Raw genomic sequence first — 21,621 nt, forward strand, 5'->3', positions numbered from 1 at the left:
CGAGCATAGACGACTATTTAGGTAGTCGCAAATAGTTCTAAAATTGGTGCGTTAAGAAAGTCGCTCCAAAAAACGTCATTTTAATAACTATTTGATTTATCGCTGTATTTTAGATTAGCGAATGCCCTGTCCGCTTTTCCAAGCGTGTCAAAAAGGTAATATTTCATTTTATCGAATGCTACCTAGGGGCAAATCGACCCTCCCGCGGGCCCCTTTCGATGCTGCGAACGATGATTTTCATAGTGGCTTGATGCACGCCTACGGCCTTCATTGCGGAGGAGATGAAGTCCGGATCGTAAGATGCGCGCAGTCTTCGTCGATGCTGCCCGTGAAGCGTTCCTGTCAGTCTCTCCGGACGACGACGCGCCCAATTGTTGAGAAATAAACTGGGGATCTCCCGTCTATCGTCAACCGTCTGCGCGACGTGCTGACCGATCGGTTCGGAACATATCTCGTTGAGGATAGTGCTCCCAGCAATGCCAGGATGATATCTCAGTCTTTGAGTGGGAATATCCGAAGCCGCCCCACTTCCCGCAGCCCGGATGCTCGCAATAGTGCTCGTCGAGAATCCCATCGCCGGTCTTATTGGTCTGGTCACTCATAGATGGGCATCTCCGATTATGTCGACTGGCCCCCTCGACGTCTCAATAAGCGGCCAGCGGACCTTCTTCTTCCATTCGGCCAAGGCCTCGTCTGGTGACGCGCAGAACACCCATTCAATGAAAGCATCGGAAATCTTGGGGTGGTCGTAAAGAAGAGCAGCAATGCCTTTTCGCTCGCTGAACAATATCTCAATTCCCGCGCCAGTCGGTATGTCGTCGTCATCGGCCCAGAGTTCCATAGCGACATATCCAGAATAGGCAGTCAGGTCAGATTCCCGATCCACTTCGCCCATAAGCCGCGGATCAAGTTCTTCGTGGCTGGCCTTCTGCGTTCCAACAAAATCGCCGTCTTCCAGAAACCCTTTTGGGTAGATGCGATGCTTTTCGAGAATGTAAGGACGGATATGCATATTAGTCTCCTATCCGAACAGATCGGCCGTTTTGCTCTCGCCTTCGACCGGCAGCAGCACGAGGCCGTCATCAGGCAATGGTCGCTGAAGCTCTTTCGCTTCGTCCCAAGACGCGGTCAGCCACATTTCAACCTCATCCTTGTTCGTCAAAATAACCGGCATAGCCTTCGGGTGGATTGGCTTCACGATGTTGTTCGGGCCCGTCGTGAGGAAGCCGAACAGCTGGTGATCTCCCTCACGAGGGGTCTTCATCGATCCGCGGACGCCGCGCCAATCGGTCCAGAAGCCAGCGAAGAAAGCGATTGGAGTGTCTTCATTTATGGCAAACCAACGTTTCGTCTTTCTGGGCTTGGTGTCTTCCCATTCACAGAAGGCTGTCCAAGGCACTACACATCGGTGCTTTACGCCGAACCATCGGCGCCAGTGGCGTGAATCGAGGTCCCGAATGTTGGTTACGCCTGAATCTGGCTTGCCCTTAGTGACGTACTCCGGCGATGGCATCCCCCACGTCAGCCCGACGAGCTCCCGGCCAGTTTCGCCATTACGCACCACTGGTCCCGGTCGATCTGGATAGATTTCCACATCGGGCTCAAGGTTAAGCCGCTCCTGCATGATACCCACGATGTCGCGGATCGATTCCTGATTGGTCTTCACGCGGTACAGATTACACATACCCACCTCAACTCCACCTTCATTTGTTCTTATTATGTTCCGCCAAAGAACTGGAGTCAAACGGCGAACGGCTGCATATTAAAACTGCTGACGAGCCAACAAGATCCTGAAACTGAACGAAAATTACCAATTGATTAAATGCGATATTTAACAAAGGGTTTTCGTTTGTGCTGCGGATGGCGGCCCATTAATCACATTGTTGCCCTTTTGCTACAATCCGAAATTAAGGCAGCGCGAATATGATTGTATTATGCCGTTCTACATTGCCGACCCTGCATTTGATCTGCCATTTGTGAATCAGCGCCGAGCCAAGAGGCAGGGAAACACGACCTCAGGCTTTGCGTTGGTGGAAATAAAATTTTGACTGGAGGTCAACCATGAACATCAAGAGCCTTCTTATCGGCTCCGCTGCGGCTCTCGCAGCAGTATCCGGCGCTCACGCTGCCGACGCTATCGTCGCTGCTGAGCCTGAGCCCCTGGAATACGTTCGCGTTTGCGACGCTTTCGGCACCGGCTTCTTCTACATCCCCGGCACCGAAACCTGCCTGAAGTTCGACGGTTACATCCGTTTCCAGACCGACTTCGGCCGTAACAAGTCCGGCACGTCTGACTGGGATTCGTTCACACGCGCTCAGTTCAACATCGACACCCGCACCGACACCGAGCTTGGCGCTCTGCGTGGCTACATCGGTCTGCGCGGCAATGCCGACCACGACAACAACCGTGGCGTTAACGTTGACCAGGCTTTCATCGAGCTCGGCGGCCTGAAGGTCGGTTACTACTACAACTGGTGGGATGATGGTCTCTCCGGCGAAGTCGATAGCCTTTCTTCGAACGCTACCCGTCTGAACGCTATCCGTTACACCTACGACGCTGGCTCGTTCTACGTTGGCGTTGCTGTTGAAGAGCTGGAAGCTTCTCGCGGTTCTTCCAACATCTCCAGCGACTTTGCAAAGGGCGGTTCGTTCGAAGGCCCGAACAACGTTGGTATCTCCGCTATCATCGGCGCCAAGTTCGGCGGCGTAAACGCTAACATTCTCGGCGGTTACGACACCGACCAGGAAGAAGGCGCAATCCGCGGTATCGTCACGGCTGACATCGGCCCGGGCACGCTTGGCCTCTCCGGCGTTTGGGCTTCTGGCGCGAACAACTACTACGAAGAGTCCGAGTGGACGGTTGCTGCTGAATACGCAATCAAGGCTACCGACAAGCTGACCATCACCCCCGGCGTTCAGTACTTCGGTACGATCGACATCGGTGCTGACAACCAGTTCGTTGGCGACCGCGATGCATGGCGCGCTGGTGTAGCTGTTGGCTACAAGATCACCCAGGGCCTCTCCACGCTCGTTTCGGTTAACTACCAGGACGTTGACGGCACCGAAGGTGTTGACACTGGCGCCGGCGACAGCTGGGTTGGTTTCGTTCGCCTTCAGCGCACGTTCTAATCTGATCTGACATTGTCAGTGATGAGAGCCTCGGCAGCAATGCCGGGGCTTTTTTGTGCTTCGCATTGCGTCGGCTGCGTTTTCTTAACGCACTGTTATCAAGGCGGAATTTCCCGTTAAGGCATCTGCAGAAATTGCAAGAAAATAAGCAAGCCAAAGCATTATTTTTTGGACAATGCCCGAAAATTTGTTTAGCATGTTCGTGAGTTAGAAGGCTCGGATCAACCCCTGATCCACCGGGGCCGAGTCGATAACTCCAGTCAAAGTTCCTGATGAGAATCAGGTTGCTCCCCAGCTCTCCAGGCTGGGGAGTTTTGTTTTCACGGGCATCAACCCTTGGCAGGGCGATCACGCGCCGCTGTTCTTGCGAGCATCGCGTAGGTGCTGCGCAATTGAACGACAGCCAAATCAATCCAAGACGGTTTGTCTTCGACGATGGCTTTCACGGGTTCATCCTCCTCCACTCGCCTTCGAAATCCGAAAGGGCCATGTTCCACAGCCTGCAAGGGATATACCTTGAGATGGAGCGTGGATTTCGCCCTGAAGGTGTCGGCCTGAAGCAGGGCACGCCTCGAATAGAGGACGCGCCAGAGAGCATCCAGGCGTCTCCCCTTGCGAGGATCCGTATTTGCTGCCGCAGCTCGTCTGCAAAGCGCGTGGCATCGCCAATATCGCGTTGTCAAACGGAGGTGCTTGCGCACAAAATCCTCCATCTCCGCCCCGAAGTCGACATCAACCAGGTGGCCGCGATCGCGGAAAGTGGCTTGCGCGGATTGGGCGTATGCGTTGAGCCTATCGGCGAGTTTCTCCATTTCAGCACCGGCATTTGCCGGATCATCGTCAATGATCAGTTGCACAGCAGTAACGGGTATTGCCTCGATCAGCTGACCGACGCGAACGGTCATACACGCGCCGTCGATATGAGCGAGCATCCAGACCTTGCCTTCGAGGGGCGGGCCGGCGAGGATTTTGCTCCGAGGGGTCATTATGCACCTCGCAAAAAACAAGCCGCCGCTGAACCTTGGCACGCTCGATGGCACGCCAGGGCGTAAGCGGTCATCTGCGCCAGCAGGTCTTTGTCCTCTGCGCACTTTCTCGGGAACCATTCGCGAACAGCTGCAGCAACGGCTTCATCACTCGCGCCGCCGTGGCCCTGCAGGATCTTCCACTCCAGATAGCTTTTCGCGAAATCTCGCCTTGTCCGTACTGGCCGCACGAAAAATGAACCATCACGCACGGTGGTATGACGCGCAGCCTGCAGGGCGTCTCCGGGAGATGGAAAATACGCCTTGACCCAACCTTCTTGGGACGCCTCTTCAGGCGCGACAAAGCGATAACCTCTGCCGGCATGGTAGAGGACACGGTCAGTCTGGTTCTGACCGGGATCGGGACCGTCAACGAACTCCGTGACGTCGAATATCTGGTGGGCCTGCGTCATTTCCGCTCTCCTTTCAATACGCGAAGCGGCCTTTCTGCCCGGCGGGCAGGAGCACTCCGCTCCTGTCCCCGAGCTCGTGCGGAACAGCGGGAGAGAGGGGGGGCAAGATCCGGCGAAGAGCGTGCGGGCACGCGGCCTGATGGTGCGCAACGCGGTTGCACCCTTCAGGGTGCGACGGAATTGCTGCACCGGAGGGACGAGGCGGTTCTTGTTGGGGGAGAGACGGGCAGCGTCCTCTTTCCCCCGCTGAAGGACTTGTGGCCGAACGGCCGGCCGGTTTCCCAGCCGAGGATATCGAGGCTAGAGCGATCCTGTCAGGTGAGCGGAGTGGGGCGAGGCAGGGGGCCGCGCTGACCAAATAGCGTCGTAGTTATTTGCCGGAGACCATGGGAAACCGGCCGGACCGGCCTCTGTGTCGTGTGGGCGAGCCCGCACGCGATCGGCAAGGTGGAGCCCGCGAACTACAGTCGATCCAGCTCAAATGAAGAGCATCGGAGAAATCAGCATGGCGCCGGCCGCAGGACGGGATTTCGGGAATTCTCGACGCGCTAAGGTCGGAACCAGGACAGCCGCAGGAGCCTGAGCGTAGCGGCCCTGCAGGGGAGGCGGGATTGACTGGCCCCGCCCGTGCGTTCCGCATGAAAAAGGCCGCTCGCAGGCGGCCGTCACAGATCGGGTGGGCGGGGTGTTCGAGGGGTGGGGCTCCAAAGGGGAACCCCTCGCGCCTAGCCCACCCGCTCGATGCGGAAGGGTTAGGCGAAATGGTCAATCGAAAAGTGCGTTCACGAGCGGCTCACCCGGTTCCAACAAAAGCACCAGGTCATGATGATCTTCTGCCGAAAGTTCCTGCCAAGAACCGTCACCCCAGCGCAACTCCCGGCGTTCAAATACCGGTTCGTATTCATAAATACCGTAGGCCGGCTTCGGGAGTTTCCATTCTTTCGCAAGTTTCGAGCCCGGTTTTACCAGCGCTACACATACTGTGGCTTTTGTCGGCACATTGCCCGTCATTTATTCTTCCTCGTGTTTTGCCATCCGTCGCGGCTTCTTGGCCGCGATGGGTGCGACCAGCGATTAATAGTCGTTTTCAGTGGCCCGGATCCGAACCAGAATGTTATGCAAAAAGGGCACCGCCTCCCAACCATCTTCGCCATATTCCTCCGGGTGTTTTTTTCTCCACTCGATCTCCTCACAGGCGAGGGCCGGAGGCATGATATCGAGAATGTGGAACAGACCGCCCAAAAGGCCGGCCGCCAGAGCAAGAGTGTTGATGAGGGCGGCGGTTGTCCCGCTCCAGATCGGCAATACCGAAACGCCGATCATGATCATCATCACCGCGCCGGGGATAATGAGGCCAGCTCGGACGGCCGGACTTTTCACATGAATAAGAATATCGGACATCCTTACCTCAAACAGTCAGACGGTTTCGATATCGGTTTTTGTGAAATCGTCACCCTTGAACAGAAGGGGTAGCCGGTATTCCTTTGCACACGCATAAACGAAGCAATCGCCCATATTCAGGCGAGCTGGGTGAGCGACAAACTTTCCATAGTTTCTCGCGGCATCGATAGCGGCGCGATGCGTCTTTCCTCCGATCGGCATTTCACGAGCGGCGATCAACGTCAAAAAGCTTTCGACGTTTTGTTGAGCGGTCTCTATAAATTCCGGTGGGATCGGTGCCTGCTGTCCCACTTTTGCATTCGCCATCTGGCGGGACAAGCTCAGAACCGCTTCGAAAACTGTCATCGACGAGTAGAAGATCGGTTTTTTGGCTCCCTCCAGTTTGACAATCAGGGAAGCTGCGTCGCTCTCATTGGTCAGGATGGCGACGATTGCGGATGCGTCGATATACATTTATTCTTCCCAAAGCTCGTCTGTGAATTTCTTCATATCAAAGGGTTGGGGGGTCGGGCCGAGCACGGTTCGCACCTCGTCCTGCAGCTTCTTGATGCGCTCACTCAAAGGGATCGCATTTTCGGCCCGAGCAAGCTCGTTTTCCAAAGCACGTCTTACCGCTTCGGTCTTATTCGGTGCTTTCGTCGCCATCTGAACTTTTCTTGCAAGTTCATCTACGGCACTATCGCGGATATAAAGAGACACGTTCAAATCCTTTCGCGTATATACACGCTTAGATATTCGTATATTCTATATGGAATATACGCGTTTGCAAGCTCAAAAGAAGCTCAACTGCCCGCGCTTATCTGTCGTGAACAGGAGGGGAAGAGCCGTTTCAAATCCTCGCAGATCACCTGCGCCCGCGATGACTGGCACGGTCTCATTCTCCGGCACTTCAGCCATTAGCTTCCGGCCCCATCCATCCAGGATATGCGAGCCGGTAAACCATTCATCTCGAAATTCCATTCGCAGTGTATCACCCTCAATGACGACGGCCGGAATGTGCATGAGGAAAAACTGAATATAAGCCATATGGACAGCGCGACGGTCGATGTCCACGGCCATCACATGCAATTGACGCTGATAGTTGAAACCCGCGTCCCGCATTGCCTCTGCAAGCGCTATAATCATTGCACCGGCACCGACGGCTGGTTCGTGAGCGGTCATATACCCGCGCTCATCAATCGTACGTTTGACCACTTCCGGATCGATGGTCATACGCGCCATAAGCTGGCAAAGGCTATAGGGCGTAAAAAATTGGCCTCTCGCCTTGTTGTGCAACTCCAGTGAGTGGAATACCTGGCCCAAAACATCGGCTGATCCAGCCTCAAAGGCCAGCTGCAATTGGCCCAAGATTTCCGGAAAGATGTCAATTATATACCGATCATAGCGCTTTACGATTTCAAGATAGCGCGCTTCTCGCTTATCCCGGTTGCGCAGGTCGATTGTATTGCTCAAGGCAATTGCTGCGCACTCGCACCAGTCTGAAAAGACAGCGTAAAGATCATGCTTGTATTGGCAGCGCTCAAACAGCATGACGATTGCCTGTACTCGATTGCGTGTTGTCATCTGCATTCTTCCTTGATCCGCGCAGCGGATGTACTGCCCCTAAGGGCAGGGGCTGCGCTCCTGCACCTTCGGACTGGCGATCCAGCGTGGGGGTGGGGGACAAGGAGAAAATCGGGAGGGGGATCACCCACCCCAAAAAGGGGCCGGACGAAGATCTGCCGGCGTCAAGGACGCGCAAAGGATCCTCGGCCGCGTGCTGCACGACAGCGCGCAGCGCTGGAAGGAAGCATGGGGAAACCCGATTTTGTCCTTGAGGGGGAGGGGGAGCAGCGCTCCGACTTCCCCTGCCGGCGGAATCGTCGCGTAGCGGCATTGTCGGCCGCAATCGCGGCCGGAGCCTCCGCCATCACTACGGCGCTATGGGGAGCGCGTTCTGGCTCCGGCTCACACGATCGTCGTGGAAAGAAAACGATAGCGCGACCAGGAGGTATAAATTTTAAACAATAGGGTGGGTGGGGAGTTCGAGGGGCGGGGCGTCAGGGGAGCCCTTCGAAGGCGGCCGGGTTCCTCGCAAAACCCGGCCTTTGGTTCCGCCGCATCTCCCGGCGTTGCCATGCGTTTCATCTAGCAAACAATTTCAAGCGTCAATCCGCTTAAGCCGCATAGATGGATGGCAACGCGCTGCGCGCCGTCAAAATCATCGCAATCGGTGATGGCTTCACAGCCGCCCTCAATGAGGTGTCCGTAGACGGTGAAGAATTCCGCTTTGTCGCGGGACTTTCCGCCCTCGATACAAGTCCCATCCATTCCTTCTTGGGCGGCATCGATGCAGCCACCGAGTTCAAGGTTGGAAAATCTCCTCCATTCCGGCTCCTGCAGGGCCGTGCAGCAATTGAACAGCTCGGCCGAGTTGAAAGGCGCTTTCTCGGCCGGTGCATTAGAGGAAACGGAGCGCATCATCGTGCGCCCTTCAATTCGGCCATTTTGGCTCCAAGAAGCCAAAGCGCCTTGTTGAGCTTTATGTCCTGATCGATGCCAGTCACGGCGCGGGACGTGACACGCCGGCGGCGTCCAAGATCATCGCGGCCAACGGCGCGGATACCGCCTTTGATGGCGTTTTCCTGCACGACATTCCAAGTAGTCCAGAGGTCGTCAGAGACATCATCGCTGCGGCGCTGCCTTAAAAGCTGCTCGGGCTGGATCGGCGTTTTCGCCTCGCCCTCGGTATCGCCAAAGCGCAACAAGTGCGCTCCTTCAGCAAGAATTTGTCTTTCATCTCGATTGAGACGCATGTTTGACCAATCCTGCGGCGCAACAAGCGCGTTTTCGGCGGCTTTGAGCACGGTATAGGTCCCATCGATGACCTTCGCCTGTACGTCGCCGGAGTGCCGGACCTTGATTTCCTCGATGGTGCCGGTCTGCGTGACGAGTGAATTCAGGCACCGCACGCGGAACAGGCCCGCCATGAGTTCATAGGCGCTTGTACCATCGTTGGCGTTCTTCAGGAGAATTTCGCAAACGGTGTCGCCGACATTGTAAATCTTGCCGTCATCAATGCGGCGAAGACGAATGAGGTGCTTGGTATAGTCGGCCTTGCCCGCCGTGCGGCTGGATGATTGCTTTGCGCCAACCGGAACGAAACCTTCTTTCGTCAAACCACGGAGGATTTCGATTGTCGGGATCGGCTGGAAGCGTTCCGAACGGCTTTCATGCGCGGTTTTGGCGAAGATCGACGGTGCGAGCTTGCGCAGCTCGTCTTCCGTCAGAGCGCGGCCAGTGTCGAAACGTGCTGTCGAGGTGTAAACGGTCATGATAGGCCCTCCATTGTTGCCAAGTCCAAAGCAAGCCCCGCAGTGGGCGAAGCCTTTACCCACCGTTCCGGTGGATGTGCTCTCACATTCACCGGAACGAAGGGGGAAGGGCGAAGCCCGCTCCCCGGTGATCCGTGGGGCTAGTCATGGGTCTGGCTGGCTGAAAATCGGAAGGTTCGCCGCTGAAGGTGGTGAAAACCAATTTTCTGACGGACGGACAGGCGAAGCCTGCTTGCCCATTGGCGAGACCAACGGAGCATCGTAGAGCGGGAATGAAACAGGAAGAAAGGGCAGAGAGCGTAGCGGCTGCACCGCGCGGATTAGACCGCTTGGGCGGTCACATTACAAGCGCAGCGCCTGGACAAGCGATCGTTACCGGAACGGCGGAGACGGCCGTAAGGCTGGCTCCGTGGCAAAGCCATGGAGCGCGGTCGCCAGTGGCGATGGCCCCGAATTTCAGTTGTATTCAAGTTTATTCACGCCATAATATTGAAATCAACTCGCGCAATTGGGGGCATGTTGCGATGATTACTTACAAGTCTTTTCTGGTCCTATCCACACTGCTCACCTGTTCGACGGCAGCATTCGCGGGTGAGTGCGATGCCATTCTAAAGAATGGTGTTCGCAACACTTACAAGACGCTTCAGAGCGGTAGTTTCAATTCGACATTCAAACAGAAATATTGCGATGCCTACAGCACAGCGAAAAGCGGAAGCAACTCAGGAAGTGCCGGCGGATCATACGGCCCTTTCTCGGCGAATGGCAGTGTGAGTAATCAACGAATGGAGAATATGTCCAAGGAATTGTGCAGCGACACTAACAGCGCGCTGTCCGATGAACGCGACTTGGAAATCCTTGAGGCGATAGCGGATAAGAATATCGTAGACGCTTGGTCAGCCTGCGTCAGCAGCCGCGGGGGATTGTTTGTGAATGGAGAACTGAACGGCAAAACGTTGGTGATCGAGTACAGGATGCGCTCAGCTGGCGCTGTCAACTTGGCAACGGTGGAGGGCAACCCGACGGTCATCAACGCAAAGTGTGACGATGCTGTTAAAGATGGAACTGTAATCAACACGGGTGGGAGGTTTCAAACGTGCACGCGAGAAAGCGACGATCCCATAACAATCACCGTGAACACGTCCTTCGAATCCAAAAAGTTTTTCATTCCCGCCTTTAATAAGGAAGAGGTCAAGAAGGTCGAGCCGGCAGTTGCTCCTCCTCCGCAACAATGCACTTTGAATTGCCTGTTGGTGGAAAACCGCGCGGATCCGCGCTGCCATGGCGCGGGAGGCCTCAGCATTATTGGCACGATACCAGTGAAATGTTGATCGATGAGCCATTATAAGAGGCCATGGAAAATCCAAGACCGGCGACAACTTTTAAGCCCAAACAGTTCACGGAGGGCGCTTTAAATACCAACTCTGGTGATTATAAAAACCAAGTTTTTGCCGTATATCACATTGTTTTCTATTATGTATTTTGAACTGCAGTATTCAACTAAGCCAAACTGTCTCTATAAAAAAAACTTCACCGGCCTTAGATTTCGCACATCGAATGCGATGGGTCGCTGAATGGAGATTGGCCATGGACGTTGTGAGTGAAATTCTGGGTGAGGCTGCGCGACTGACGGACGTGCAACTCGTTCTGCTGGTTGCGATAGTCGCTCTCGGGGTGGCAGCGCTGGCGATCCATTCGATCGCGAGCGTCGCGAAAAACAAGGATCGCTGATCATGAAGAATTGGGTCAAGCTACCTACGGCGTGGATAAATGAAGGCGGCCTGAAGGCATTCGGTTGGAAGAGAGGTGAGGGCGCGAACAATATTTCCGCGCTCATGTGTCTCATGACCATCGCGCATCATGCGGATCCCGATACGGGCGAAGCGATGGTGACATATTATACGCTCGAGCGCGCCACCGGTCTGAGCCGTGCGAAGATCTCCGGTGGCCTTGATGTTCTCCAGGAACGAGGAATTATCGAGCGGCGCGTTGAAAAACGCAGGAGCACATATCGACTGGTCGGAATGGCTAAAAGTGGCTGGGGTGCCATGCCGGCGCGCAAGCTCTATTCCGGAAGCGGAGATATTATGTTCCTGCGTGATTTTTCGTTGCGGAAGGCGGGAGAACTGGATGCGCTGAAGTTTTTCTTTCTTATCGTTGCGCGGAGAGGCACAGACACAAACGCGGCCAATATCAGCTACGAAAAGATTACCGAGTTTTCCGGCATCCCTCGCGAAAGGATTCGAACCGCCATAAGCCTCCTTATAACGCACGGCATGTTGCAGGTTGACCACATCCCGTCGCGTGTAACCAAGCTCGGCGTTTCGAGTGCTTACCGCATTCCGTTTATTCTTCCATATCGTCACATGGGGACGTCAGCTCGGGAAGCATTGGAGCTGGAGAACGTGGACGTTCCTTTTTGACAGGGCGCATCGTAGGCGAGGGCGAGACTGCTTCCGTGCCCAAGGCATAGAGAACGGCTGCACCCCGTCGACGTCCCATCTAATATTCTCGGTAAAATAGCAACGGTATCTTCAGTGTCCTTTGGTTGAATTGATTTATGTGGTTCTGCGATAGCAGAGCCTGAAACTTCACGATGCCAAGGAGTCTCTCGTGCACCTTACCGCAAAGGCCCAGCTGTTTTTTCTGGGATTTTTTTTCGTATCAACTGCTTTTGCTCAAAATGGACACGCGACAGAGGCAAACCTGGACGTCGGAATTCCAAGCGGCCGCGGCATGGTTTGCCAATTCGATCAGCGCGTTAAAGCTTCCAGCAAAAAGCGGAAGATTACGGAACAGGTCGAGTATTTCTCGATCATCACCGGCAAATCCGCGCAACTATGTGACGGCGAAGGCAGGAGCGATGACGAGGACCTCAGTTGCCAGCGCTTTGAGTTCGTTGGGAGGAATGAAGGCGGCTCAATAGTTTTTGTGTCGGAGAGCGGTTTGAAATTGACGACTAATTTGCTGGCGCTTGCATTGGGCGCGGGCATTGAAATCAATGATCTAAAAGGAAAAGTATCGACGGCCTATACCGGGCGTTGCCATGAAGGGGACCTTCGGCTGATAAAGAAAGGGCTTCCCGGATACGAGGAATAATCCGGAACATGCGCTTTCTAAGCGTCGCGTCAGATAGCGTCGAGGCGAAATACCTCGGCGTTGTCTTGGACGTCACGGACGCCCTTGAATGAAGCATGGCGCAATTTGCCTTCGTGCGTCCAGCCGCGATATTCGATTTCGGCGATAATCGTTGGCTGCGCCCAGACAGTATTCTTTTTTGCGCCGGCGTATTCCACGTGCGGCCGCTTACGCTGGAGGCGATCAAGATGCGTGCGCAGCTTGTTTGCCTGTGCCTCCTTGAACCCGGTTCCAACGGAGCCGACATAGACAATGTCATCGCCGCTATACGCGGCGAGCAAGAGCGAACCGATTCTGCCGAGCGCGTTCATCGACGGCTCGTAGCCGACTATGAAAAAGCTGGCGCTCTGAATGCATTTGATCTTGAGCCAGTCACCGAGGCGACCGGAGCGGTAGGAACTGTCGCGGTGTTTGGCAATGATGCCCTCCAGGCCAAAACCACAGGCGGAAGATAGCAGTTCTTCACCATCCGCTTCGATCGTCTCTGAAAACATGATGCCGGGCGGTTTGGAAGACAGAAGATCCTCGAGCAATTTTCTGCGTGAGGTAAGTTCGACCGAACGGAGATCGTGGCCGTCGAAATAAAGAAGGTCGAAGGCCATAAAGATCGCGTCGGCTGCGGTGACCTTGCCTGATCGTCCACCCAAGGACTTCTGCAGGAGGGCGAAATCCGAGCGCCCCTCCTCGTCCATTACCACGGCCTCGCCGTCTATGATGGCGGTCGCGACAGGAAGTTTCTCCGCAGCGGCCGCGATCGTCGGGAAACGATGTGTCCAGTCGTGGCCTCCGCGGGTCAGTATGCGAACGCGGCCGAGCTCGATGTGAACCGCGATGCGATAGCCATCCCATTTGACCTCGAAAAGCCACTCATCACCTTTGGGGGGCTTGGCTTTGAGTAGTGCGAGACACGGCTCAACGCGATCCGGCATAGGATCGAGTGGTAAGTTTGGCTGAGCTGGATCGCGCCGGCGGCGTGCTCGGGAACGCAGTGGTTCGTCATGCCTCAGAAGAGGCTGTGTTTTTCTCGGCTTCTTCATGAGGTGAGCGTAGCACGAAGTTTTTACAAAACGTCACCATTTTGACGGAATAGGCCAGATACACTGGCCCCTTCAAATATCCGGTCTCGTTCGTCAGAAACTCACATCCTGTGAAGCGATTGATTTGACCAACACGACGACCTTGCGCCTCACTGCGCTGTCTCCGATTTTTGCGAATGCGGTGTTTAAGGCTATCGCCTCAGGAGTCCCGAGAAATTGCGTGAAATCGTTTTCGAGTGGTTCGCTGTCAGCCTCCGGAGCGGCGCTGTCCTCAAAAAAGAATGACACGGGCACGTCAAACACAGCTGCAATCGCCTGCAGGCGGCTGGCGCCGACTCGATTGACGCCCTTTTCGTATTTCTGCACCTGCTGAAAGGTGACGCCGAGGGACTCGGCAAGCCTGCCTTGGCTGTATCCGAGAATTTTCCGACGGTGGCGTATACGGGCACCTACATTGATATCAATCTGGTTAGGGGTTTTTGGTGAGGTCGACATTTCAAATCCTTCGGGTGGGCGGGGAGTTCGAGGGGCAGGGCGACAGGGGAGCCCCTCGACCTGGTCAGGCACGGGATGGAAACTGGCCGCGCCCGGGGGACATGGCGCGGCCAGAGGTTGGCGGCTTATTCAGCCGCCTCGGCAAGCGCACTGCCATGAGGCTCGCCGTATTCTTCAAAGTTGTCAAACTGGTGATCGTTCTCAATCTTCTGCGAGGCGTCGGTTACGATCCGCAATTGCGGCGGCAACCAGCCGGTTCCAGCAATGTTGCGTTCCGCGTAGGCCGCTGCGTCGGCCTTTTTCATGCCGGATACGCCAGCGGCGAAATCTGCGCCTTTCGCCTCGGCCAAAGCTTCCTCGATTCCGGTCTTGCTGACGCGGCTGAAATAATTCGCAGCGGTCGGCACGAACCATTCCCGCATGTCCATATTGAGCGCTGTCGCCAGCTGGTCAGCGTGTGCGCGCTCCTTGCTGCGCGCATAATGCGCCAGATGAAGCGCATTGACGGATTTCGCAGCGGCGTAGGCCAAGAGCGAAAGGAGCTCGTCCTGCGGCTTTTCCAGCAACCAGTGCCAGAGATCGCTAGGCGAACCGGGAATGTGGTCGCCGTAGAGTTCGGAAAGAGCATCGAATTCCACTATACCCTTGCACTCGGCGGCGTCCTTGATGTTGCCGCCAAGCCGCTCACTCGCGAGGCGAATGTCGAGGCAACTTTCTTCTGTTCGGTACAGGCTGGACCCGTTCAGCAGCAGGGAATGCACCACAGCAACAAGAGCAACGTGCGAATTGTTCGCCATTGCAGCACGGATCGCAGCGGTTTTCTGCGCCGAAAGCTCCAAGACCAGCGCAGCCGAAGGATTGAACCCGGTCGGCTTTTGATCTGCCGTCACCGTGTTGGTGGCGGAGCGACCCCTTGTCTCGTCCTCGGAGCCAACTTCGGTGACAATCGGATCGCTTTCGGGACGAATGAAACCGGCCTCGACTTTCAGATTGCCGTAGTGGTCGAGGAACACATAGCAACCCGAGATAGCGACATCCTCCGGTCGATAGACAGGCGGAAGATTGGTCAGTTCTTCGATGCATCCACGGATTTCTTCAACACGGGCGTCATCTGCATCCGTCGCATCACCCGCCTCGAATAGGTTGGCAAGTTCTTCGTGCTCAGCGGTCAGCCGGTCCAGTTCCGCTTTCGCCTCATCCGAGAGCGCAACATCCTCCGGATAAATGCGGCGCATGCCCGAGGTGTCAGAGGGATAACCATTGCTGCATTCCACCCACGCCCAACCGGCACGATGGATGTTCTCGGCTTCCGCCAGCAGCTTGTCCGCCACAAGCTTCTCGACCAGTGGCACGTCCGTGGCAAAACCATTGGTCTCGTCGTCAAAGAGATCGCGCCTTACAGCACCACCAGCGGCCTCATATGCTGTCAAGCCTCCGAGAAATTTCATCCGCTTGTCGGTCGGCCTCACGCCAGAGGACCTGATTGCATCACGGATGGCTGTGGCGTCCTTTGTCCAATAAGAAAGATTTTTCCAGATATCGACCTGCCGTTCGTGGTCGTCGGTCAGCGTAAAGGCTTCCAACTGCGACAGGTTCATCTCACCTTTGCTGTAGAGGTCCAGCAGGGCCGGTGCTACCTTGACCAGAGCTAACCGACGACGAACGGTCACTTCGCTGACGCCGAAGCGGGCTGCAATGTCTGCTGGTTGCTTTCCATCCTCAACCATGCGGCGGAACGCGTGCAGCTGATCGACCGGCTGCATGGCCTCGCGTTCGATATTCTCCACAAGGCTGACTTCCAGCGCGTCTTCGCCGCTTCTTTCCTTGCACTGAATAGCATAGCTCTTATCGATTTCACCGAGTTCGGCCAGCAAATTCAGAGCGGTCAAGCGCCGACCACCCGCGATGACATAGTAGTGACCCTTCTTCTCAGCCTTGCGCACGATCGGGTCCTGCAAGAGCCTGTAACCGTCCTGCCGGATGCTGTCAGCGAGTGTTTCGATACCCTGCTTGCTGTAAACTTTGCCAGCGTGGACATTTTTCGGGTCGATGCTGAGCTTGTTCAACGGAACGGAAATTGTATCGGGTGCGGCTTTGGTATCGGTCATGGCTTATCTCCTGAGCTTTGCGTTGCACTCCCGAAGGGCAAGCCCCCTCGGGCGAAGCCTCCCCGATCTGATCGGGGAATGTCTCCTGACATTTCCCCGGACAGAGGGGGGAGGGCGAAAGCCCGCCCCGCGGCGCTGGTACAGGCGGTCAAGTGGCGTGGCGCGGAAGGCGTGGAATCTTCACGGGTCCGGCCCCGCCGGACTGGCGCGGAAGGTTCCAGGGCTTCACGGGCCGCTTGACGGGCTGTGCCGGCGCTGTCATGGGGCGAACGTAAAGACGTCCGCGTAGCGGTCCGCTTGAACGTGCCGCTCATCGGCAAAAGAAAATTTAAAAGCATCACTTCACTTTTTGGTCGATATAGCAACAGGCACTGTCGCTGAATTCGACCAATAAAGATACTTAAATTGACATAAGCGCATTACCTAAAAGGGAATACTCAGCCGCTCTTCGTGAGCCACATTAGCGATTTTTACGCCTTTTCAAATCATCTTGCGGCTTTTTTGCGTCAATTCGCAATGGAATACGGCCTAAAGCTGTTTTCCGTATGTACTTTCTAACACATATTTAGTAGTTCGATTATTGTACTTTTTTCGTAATCTCGGCAGAGATGCCGACGCTGCGAAGGGCGAACCGGGGCGTTACAGCGCCCCGGTCCATGTCCCGTCTTCAAGGTGTGCACCCTGGATAGAGGAACGTTCCATGTCTTACACGTCGCGGCATCTAGTCGCAAAGGATCCCATTCGTGCAGCTGGGTTTGTAAAAACCCAGCTACAGCCATTGGGGCGTAAAACTGCTCTGATTTCGTTAATCGCTTCGACAGCTATTTTACCCGTCAGTTTATCAACGGCTGTCGCCGCGCCGCAGGTTGGCGGCCAGGGCGGCTGCATAATCAGACCGGGTGCCGCTGCTGCGGTTGGCACATTTAATCCGACCAATACAAACATGTCGGTAACGCCTTGCAATCAGCAACAGGGCGACTCCAGGGATGCCTTCATACAGGACAATTTTGTCACCGCCGGCGAGATCAACAACGCCTTCAACCAAATTCAGAATGAGTACCAGAACTATGTGAACCAGCAGATTTCGGCCAGCAACAATGGTGCGAAAGATGCCGAGCAGGATGGGCGTCTGAATGGCCACGATCAGGCCATTACGAACATCACCAACAATATCACCAACATCAACAACACGAATATAAATCAGCAAAACCAGCTGAATGACCACACTACTCGGATTGAGGCGGGTGAGCAGAAGGATGTTGAACAGGACGGGCGGCTCGACGGAGTTGAGCAGAAGAATGTGCAGCAAGATGGTCGGCTCGACGGCCACGATCGCGACATTGCCGGCATCAAGGATACAGGCGTATTTTATAACACTGACGCCGCCGGCAACAAAAGCGGCGGCCTCACACTGAATGACGGGACCGGCAATCCGGTCCAAATCGGAAATGTAGCGGCCGGCAAGGCAGCGACAGATGCCGTGAACGTGTCGCAGCTTGATTCCACCGTGGCCGCACTTGGAGGCGGGGCGAAGATCAATGCGGACGGCACTATACAGGCCCCGGTGTATGAGGTCGCCGGCCTCGGCTACAATAACGTTGGTGACGCACTGAAGGCGACAAATGAAGCAGCTGTTCAGTACGTCACAGACGGCAATGGCAAGCGCACGAATGACGTCGTTTTGACCGGCAATGGCACAGGACCAGTGCGGATCCACAATGTTGCAGAAGGTAAGGCCGACACCGACGCGGCAAACGTGCGGCAGGTGAAGCAAGTTGCTCAGGAATCGAAAAACTATACTGATCAGCGTTTTTCGGAACTGCAATCGCAAAACACCGGCCAGTTTTCCGCGCTAAGCAGTCAGATCGAACGCAACCTTCAGGAAACGCGTGCCGGTATCGCCTCCGCGATGGGCATGGCCGCACTGCGGTTTGACAACAACCCCGGCAAGCTTTCCTTCGCCTCCGGCCTCGGCAGCTTCAAAGGCTCAACGTCAATGGTTGCCGGCGTCGGCTACACCACTGAAGACGGTGCAGTGAGGATCAACGCCTCAATGGGTTACAATTTTGGCGAAGAAGACCTCAGCTGGAATGCCGGCGCATCCTTCACCCTCAACTGATTTCTCTATCGGGGGGCAGTTTCCCCATTCATTAGCTTGGAGCAAAAATGAAGCGAACACTATTGACGGTTGCCTTGCTCTCGATCGCGCCGCTTGCAGTGGCGGAGGAGGTTGCGCCCCTTGAACAAGCGCCTGCAGAAAAGCCAGCCATCAACCGATTTATGGTACGGGCGCCAATCGTTGACCCGGGTGAAACGATCGACATTGGCGATATCCTCACGGTCACGCGGGGATTTGACATGTGGAGCCTTGGGTGCAGCGTCCGGATTTCGTCCGGTCGCCGTTCTTGCTCGATAGAGCAGGTGGTCATGGACAGTCAGCAGCCGATTGCCACCAGGTCTTCGGTCAGGTGGGGCATCGGCTCCAGCGTTGCAAACAAGTCGCTCTTGTTTGTGCATGTCACGAGCAACTTCTTTTCAGAAGGTGGGATGCGTATGTCATTTGCCGGAGTAGAGAAGACCATTCCACAGCAGGAATGGTTTTGCTCTGACCAAGGATGCATCGTGGGCTTGCCATTCGAAGGCATATTGCAGTCGGCGGTCCAGTCCTCTCAGGAAATTGGTTTTGCATACAAAGTGAAAGGACCGAACGGCGAGGCAATCGATATCGATCTGCGCGGTCATATGGCAGGCTTCGAGAAAGCACTGCAGATCGCCGCAACAAATCCTTTCGCTCCGGCAGAGCCTGAGAAGAAAGCCGTTCCGGAAAAGGTAGCGGATGCAGCGCCTGCCAAGGCCGCTGCTGCGTCTCAAAACAAATCTGCGACAGCGGAACAGCAAGCAAAGAACAACCCGCCGGCGCATCAAAAACGCCGGCAACAGACGGACAAGCCTCGGCCGAAATCAGAACTCTATTAACGAAAAAGCCCGCTTCTAGCGGGCTTTTTTACGGTATGGCCTAACACCATGGTTGCCGACGACCAGCCCATGTTCTCGCTAACCCTTCAAACACCAGGACATCGCCAAGGCTACGCCCATTTCGGACCAGGACACGTAACTTGCGGCCATACTTGTCCTCGTCACGACCTTGCCATGCCATAATTTCAAAAGGGCCGGCATTGACGAGCTGTAGCAGGCGCGAAGTCGCTCTCGCACCCAATGCCGCTTCTGACTGGCACTTGGGGCTGGACACCTCGGGAGTATCGATATCTGCGATCCTAATTTTTACGCCCTCGTGCCAGAGGGTATCGCCGTCAACCACGCAATGCGTTCTCACCGATCCCGAGCAAAGCGTGTAGGGTCGCGACCCCGACAACTTTGCGCTTTGCGATGTCACGTTCGTTCGCTGTACAGCAGATGAAGGCGGCCGAGATTTCTCAGCGTTAAACGGCAGAGGAAGATCGGTTTTGTCAGCGTAGTAGCTGTAGCCAGCTCCGGCCGAAAAAGCAGCAAACATCGATAGCACGACGATTTTCCCGAAAGACATGCCTTCTCCTTTTAGCGGGAACATAGAGTACAATGGTTGCTTTCTTCGGAACGGCCTGAAGGCAATTTTATGAATCGGCGGCCAGGGCCAAATCGCCGGGATAGGGATTGGCAGGACCGAAACGCATTCCGTCCTGTTCAAAGAAGCGCATATAGCCGAGGAGCCATGCATTGTGGATTTCAGATCGAGCGATAAGCTTACGAAGTGAGCGTGGCATCACCTTGCCGTCGTAGCCGATCAAATACACTCGCAGGTAAACATGGTATCTTGTCCACTCGCGAATTCGCTCCCTAACCTCGAACATTATGCCTTCTCCGGAATTTGCGGCCACTGCCCATCTTCGGCGTCCCACAGCCAGGTCGCCATACCAGTTTCTTTTTCCATTTCTCCCAGGACTTGACGATAAGCCTCACCCGCTTCCTCCGGCTGAATATACATCGCGCAAACCGGGGTCGTATCGGTCAAAAGTGCGCTGGCGATCGGGCGTTCCTTGACGTTGAACCGAAGCGTTTTCGTGAAACTGCGTTTGTCGGCCGTTAGATGGTCTATAAGCTGTAGTTCCGAGAGACCTTCGACCGGAATCCAGTTTTCGTTGACGAGCATGATGCTTACCTCGGCTAGTTGGGCGGAAGCGGCTCTATTCAGGCCAGCTGTTGCGATCATGACAAGTTTCAGTTGCTCATGCGCTTCCGCGAGGTCGAGTTCGAGCGCAAAACGTTTGCGGACAGATTTCTCCATCTTTTCATCCATGAAGATGGGAAAACTCGGTGCGTGCTTGATTACAAGCTTTGACCCAAAGCGCGACGGCTCGATGTTCTTAAGCTCACCAACATAGATCAGCATTTCGGTCTTGTTCGCACTGGTGGGCATGTATGGCTGCAGCTGCTTCATGCGTCTGCCATCGATCTCCTGCGAGCGCTCCCGATAGTATGGCTCAGGGACATAAAGCCTCTCGATCAGCGCAGCCTTTTTCGTTTCCTTGGAGCTGGCGGCCTCAATCAATCTGGCCTGCACCATGGGCCAGTTGCGCCTGCCGGCGAACCGAGGGCTCCATTTGTTCAACTCGGCTTCATGCCAAAGGTAGTGAAGCAGCCCAAGCAGGGTGAGTTTATTTGTCTCGGCCTTCACCGTATCGGGCTTCGATTCCATCGCTTGCGCCGGCGCGCTGCGTCCGACCTTGGTTAAGCTGAAGTCGAGCTTCAGTACCGTATGACCGTCATCCTTTTGCTGGATAGCACGGCCCATGACGTCGCCAAGTCCGGAGAGGCTTGGTGGCGGATCGAAGTGCTCACAGCTATGATGGTGTCTGAGGCCGGTTCCAGGCATGCGCTTGATGAAATACTTGTCGCCCAGGCGCGCGATGTACATGTCAGGCGCCGGCGTCTGGCAAAGGCAGGCTGGCCGGAAGCGGTTTTGGTGCGCACCGGCCAGTTCGGTTTCGAAAGCGCTGTCATCATCTGCGAGGACGTGGGACGGGAACTTGTAGGACGGCATAAAGGCTCCTTTTCAATAAGGCGTGAGTTCGAATGGGGGGATGCTTGTTTTGTGCTGCTGACGCGTTTCCGCTGCCAGCTTTCGGGCCTTGGCGCGTTCTATGATGGGGGTCATATCGAATGCCTTTAAACCAGGTCCCTTATAGACCCATGGTGGGTTATCGAGATCGAGACGGCCGACATTGAACGAATGCAGCATGTCGAGGAGATAGCCGGGGGTTTTCGGGTAAGGGCTCGTATTCCAGAGATGGCGTAATCTCGGCCGCAGATTATCGCCGTATGTGGCCAAACGTTTCCGCGCCTCTCGCCACTTTGCTGCTCGATCGTCGCGATACGCTTGTTTCCAACGGTCCCACTGGATAGCCCGCTTCTCCATGACCGTATCAGCGTCTGGCTGACTCTCGGCAATGACTGCGGCAAAGAGCGGGAGTTTTTCCCGCTCTTTTCTCTGCTTTCGCGTTAGGGCGGCGCGCTTGCGTGAGGTGTCCTGAAACGGCCCGTGGCGTTGAGCTTTGACGAACTTCATG

The 21,621-nt window shown here is 55.4% G+C and carries 25 protein-coding genes; 7 read left to right on the forward strand and 18 right to left on the reverse strand.

Annotated elements, in window-relative coordinates; all coding sequences use genetic code 11:
• Positions 1–598 precede the first annotated feature (598 nt).
• Complete coding sequence (locus DA915_RS27955) at positions 599–1,012, reverse strand: hypothetical protein (RefSeq protein ID WP_107677994.1); 414 nt, start codon at positions 1,010–1,012, stop codon at positions 599–601.
• Positions 1,013–1,021: 9 nt separating this feature from the next.
• Positions 1,022–1,684, reverse strand: coding sequence for an SOS response-associated peptidase (locus DA915_RS27960; RefSeq protein ID WP_107677995.1), 663 nt, complete (start codon positions 1,682–1,684; stop codon positions 1,022–1,024).
• Positions 1,685–2,061: 377 nt separating this feature from the next.
• On the opposite strand from DA915_RS27960, the gene DA915_RS27965 reads away from it, so the two are divergent.
• The gene (locus DA915_RS27965; RefSeq protein WP_107677996.1) at positions 2,062–3,129 is read left to right on the forward strand and encodes a porin; all 1,068 of its coding nucleotides are present in this window, start codon (positions 2,062–2,064) and stop codon (positions 3,127–3,129) included.
• A 329-nt stretch (positions 3,130–3,458) separates the two neighbouring features.
• Here the strand turns inward: DA915_RS27965 and DA915_RS27970 are convergent, their stop codons facing one another.
• From DA915_RS27970 to DA915_RS28010, 9 genes are all read right to left on the reverse strand, one after another.
• On the reverse strand, positions 3,459–4,115 hold the full coding sequence (locus DA915_RS27970) for a hypothetical protein (RefSeq protein WP_107677997.1): 657 nt from the start codon (positions 4,113–4,115) through the stop codon (positions 3,459–3,461).
• Positions 4,115–4,567: a hypothetical protein gene (locus DA915_RS27975; RefSeq protein ID WP_107677998.1), complete on the reverse strand. Its 453-nt coding sequence runs from the start codon at positions 4,565–4,567 to the stop codon at positions 4,115–4,117. The genes DA915_RS27970 and DA915_RS27975 overlap by 1 nt, the downstream gene beginning before the upstream one ends.
• 765 nt (positions 4,568–5,332) lie before the next feature.
• A complete protein-coding gene (locus DA915_RS27980) occupies positions 5,333–5,578 on the reverse strand; it encodes a hypothetical protein (protein WP_107677999.1) in 246 nt (81 codons plus the stop codon).
• Between the two features lie 63 nt (positions 5,579–5,641).
• On the reverse strand, positions 5,642–5,968 hold the full coding sequence (locus tag DA915_RS27985; protein WP_107678000.1) for a hypothetical protein: 327 nt from the start codon (positions 5,966–5,968) through the stop codon (positions 5,642–5,644).
• A 15-nt stretch (positions 5,969–5,983) separates the two neighbouring features.
• Positions 5,984–6,421 (reverse strand): type II toxin-antitoxin system VapC family toxin, encoded by a 438-nt coding sequence (locus tag DA915_RS27990; RefSeq protein WP_107678001.1) that lies wholly within the window; start codon positions 6,419–6,421, stop codon positions 5,984–5,986.
• Positions 6,422–6,667, reverse strand: coding sequence for a type II toxin-antitoxin system VapB family antitoxin (locus DA915_RS27995; protein WP_104680004.1), 246 nt, complete (start codon positions 6,665–6,667; stop codon positions 6,422–6,424).
• A gap of 72 nt (positions 6,668–6,739) precedes the next feature.
• Positions 6,740–7,531: an N-6 DNA methylase gene (locus tag DA915_RS28000; RefSeq protein WP_107678002.1), complete on the reverse strand. Its 792-nt coding sequence runs from the start codon at positions 7,529–7,531 to the stop codon at positions 6,740–6,742.
• Between the two features lie 564 nt (positions 7,532–8,095).
• Positions 8,096–8,431 (reverse strand): hypothetical protein, encoded by a 336-nt coding sequence (locus DA915_RS28005; RefSeq protein WP_107678003.1) that lies wholly within the window; start codon positions 8,429–8,431, stop codon positions 8,096–8,098.
• Entirely contained in the window at positions 8,428–9,282 is an 855-nt protein-coding gene (locus DA915_RS28010) for a DUF932 domain-containing protein (RefSeq protein WP_107678004.1), read from the reverse strand. The genes DA915_RS28005 and DA915_RS28010 overlap by 4 nt, the downstream gene beginning before the upstream one ends.
• 272 nt (positions 9,283–9,554) lie before the next feature.
• On the opposite strand from DA915_RS28010, the gene DA915_RS28015 reads away from it, so the two are divergent.
• The 4 genes from DA915_RS28015 (at position 9,555) to DA915_RS28025 (ending at position 12,378) form a co-directional block, all read left to right on the forward strand.
• On the forward strand, positions 9,555–10,610 hold the full coding sequence (locus tag DA915_RS28015; RefSeq protein ID WP_153064611.1) for a hypothetical protein: 1,056 nt from the start codon (positions 9,555–9,557) through the stop codon (positions 10,608–10,610).
• Positions 10,611–10,866: 256 nt separating this feature from the next.
• On the forward strand, positions 10,867–11,010 hold the full coding sequence (locus DA915_RS29100) for a hypothetical protein (protein WP_174047011.1): 144 nt from the start codon (positions 10,867–10,869) through the stop codon (positions 11,008–11,010).
• 2 nt (positions 11,011–11,012) lie between these two features.
• Positions 11,013–11,702: a hypothetical protein gene (locus tag DA915_RS28020; RefSeq protein ID WP_107678006.1), complete on the forward strand. Its 690-nt coding sequence runs from the start codon at positions 11,013–11,015 to the stop codon at positions 11,700–11,702.
• 190 nt (positions 11,703–11,892) lie between these two features.
• Positions 11,893–12,378 carry a hypothetical protein gene (locus tag DA915_RS28025; RefSeq protein ID WP_107678007.1) on the forward strand — a complete coding sequence of 162 codons (486 nt, stop codon included), beginning with the start codon at positions 11,893–11,895 and terminating at the stop codon, positions 12,376–12,378.
• A gap of 29 nt (positions 12,379–12,407) precedes the next feature.
• Here the strand turns inward: DA915_RS28025 and ligD are convergent, their stop codons facing one another.
• From ligD to DA915_RS28040, 3 genes are all read right to left on the reverse strand, one after another.
• Positions 12,408–13,454: a non-homologous end-joining DNA ligase gene (gene ligD / locus DA915_RS28030; RefSeq protein ID WP_107678008.1), complete on the reverse strand. Its 1,047-nt coding sequence runs from the start codon at positions 13,452–13,454 to the stop codon at positions 12,408–12,410.
• Between the two features lie 93 nt (positions 13,455–13,547).
• Entirely contained in the window at positions 13,548–13,949 is a 402-nt protein-coding gene (locus tag DA915_RS28035; protein ID WP_107678009.1) for a helix-turn-helix domain-containing protein, read from the reverse strand.
• Positions 13,950–14,074: 125 nt separating this feature from the next.
• Positions 14,075–16,015 (reverse strand): ParB/RepB/Spo0J family partition protein, encoded by a 1,941-nt coding sequence (locus DA915_RS28040; RefSeq protein WP_192886688.1) that lies wholly within the window; start codon positions 16,013–16,015, stop codon positions 14,075–14,077.
• A 742-nt stretch (positions 16,016–16,757) separates the two neighbouring features.
• On the opposite strand from DA915_RS28040, the gene DA915_RS28045 reads away from it, so the two are divergent.
• Positions 16,758–18,176, forward strand: coding sequence for a YadA-like family protein (locus DA915_RS28045; RefSeq protein ID WP_244600810.1), 1,419 nt, complete (start codon positions 16,758–16,760; stop codon positions 18,174–18,176).
• Positions 18,177–18,223: 47 nt separating this feature from the next.
• Positions 18,224–19,033: an invasion associated locus B family protein gene (locus tag DA915_RS28050; RefSeq protein ID WP_107678011.1), complete on the forward strand. Its 810-nt coding sequence runs from the start codon at positions 18,224–18,226 to the stop codon at positions 19,031–19,033.
• Positions 19,034–19,073: 40 nt separating this feature from the next.
• Here DA915_RS28050 and DA915_RS28055 read toward each other — a convergent pair whose 3' ends face one another.
• The 4 genes from DA915_RS28055 to DA915_RS28070 form a co-directional block, all read right to left on the reverse strand.
• Entirely contained in the window at positions 19,074–19,601 is a 528-nt protein-coding gene (locus tag DA915_RS28055) for a thermonuclease family protein (RefSeq protein WP_107678012.1), read from the reverse strand.
• Positions 19,602–19,668: 67 nt separating this feature from the next.
• Entirely contained in the window at positions 19,669–19,905 is a 237-nt protein-coding gene (locus tag DA915_RS28060) for a hypothetical protein (RefSeq protein WP_107678013.1), read from the reverse strand.
• Positions 19,905–21,095, reverse strand: coding sequence for a DUF1173 family protein (locus DA915_RS28065; RefSeq protein WP_107678014.1), 1,191 nt, complete (start codon positions 21,093–21,095; stop codon positions 19,905–19,907). Before DA915_RS28065 ends, DA915_RS28060 begins: the two co-directional genes overlap by 1 nt.
• A gap of 12 nt (positions 21,096–21,107) precedes the next feature.
• Positions 21,108–21,620, reverse strand: coding sequence for a hypothetical protein (locus DA915_RS28070; RefSeq protein ID WP_192886689.1), 513 nt, complete (start codon positions 21,618–21,620; stop codon positions 21,108–21,110).
• Position 21,621: the final 1 nt, after the last annotated feature.

The sequence above is a fragment of the Agrobacterium sp. LAD9 genome (assembly GCF_003031125.1).
In the GTDB taxonomy this organism is placed as follows: domain Bacteria; phylum Pseudomonadota; class Alphaproteobacteria; order Rhizobiales; family Rhizobiaceae; genus Agrobacterium; species Agrobacterium radiobacter.